This is a genomic window from [Mycoplasma] falconis (assembly GCF_006385795.1).
In the GTDB taxonomy this organism is placed as follows: Bacteria; Bacillota_I; Bacilli_A; order Mycoplasmatales; family Metamycoplasmataceae; genus Metamycoplasma; species Metamycoplasma falconis.
This window is the reverse complement of the sequence record NZ_VFSS01000024.1, coordinates 1-868: the sequence shown is the minus strand read 5'-3', so window position 1 is coordinate 868 and position 868 is coordinate 1. Positions and strand designations below refer to the sequence as shown.

Below are 868 nucleotides of genomic sequence, written 5' to 3'. Positions count from 1 at the left end.
AAACAAAATTATTGTCAACATCTTTCGGAGCAGATATGTAAGAAACATCGGTTGCAATAATTATTTCGTTATTTTTAGCATTGTAATCTCTTTTTACTAAATCAACATATTTAACATTTGTATTTTTGATTTCTTTTGATTTTCTTTTTCTACGAATTAAACATTTTAAACATAATTTATTCATAATTCTTCCTAATGTTCTGGAATTTATAAACATTTTATGTTTATTGTGAATATAAATAGATAATCTTTCTCTTCCAAAAATTGCTTTTGTTTCAGTAAAAGCTTTTAAAACAACGTTTTCTATCTCGCTTAATTCACGGTTTTTAGGTTTAATTTTTTTAGAAACTATTTTTCTATATAAAAGACTTTTTGATATATTTAAAACTTTTGCAAAAAGTCTTTTAGAAATAGATGAATTTTGCAATAAATTGATTTTCTTAAGTTTTGTATTTGCCGATGTATCCTTAACTATATCTCTTAAATATTCGATAATTTCTATTAATTGTTCTTTGGATAACTTATCGTATTCTTCTTTTGAAATTTCAACTTTCTTTTTAGGTCTTCCGACTCCTTTTATACCTTTTTTGGGAGTTTTACCAGTCTTTGATATTAAATTAGTCATGCCCTTATTATACTGTCTATATTTATGCTTTATCCAATTTCTAATGTACCTGTTGTCTCAATTTTTAGAAAACTTATTAAATAATAAAATTCTTAGTTCGGATTTACTTATTTTGAAATTTATGAAATCTTCATAAAGAATCAAAATCTCTAATCATTCTTCTTGTTTTAATTGCTTCATAATTACTCCTTAATATATAAAAAGTGAACACATATATGTGTCCACTAATTTTGTCCTAGTTTA

At 23.6% G+C, this 868-nt stretch carries 1 protein-coding gene; it reads right to left on the bottom strand.

Going from position 1 to position 868, the window contains the following annotated elements; translation table 4 throughout:
* Positions 1-805: IS3 family transposase (locus tag FJO69_RS02960; protein ID WP_140781573.1), on the bottom strand; the 805-nt coding region annotated here is incomplete at its 3' end.
* Positions 806-868: the final 63 nt, after the last annotated feature.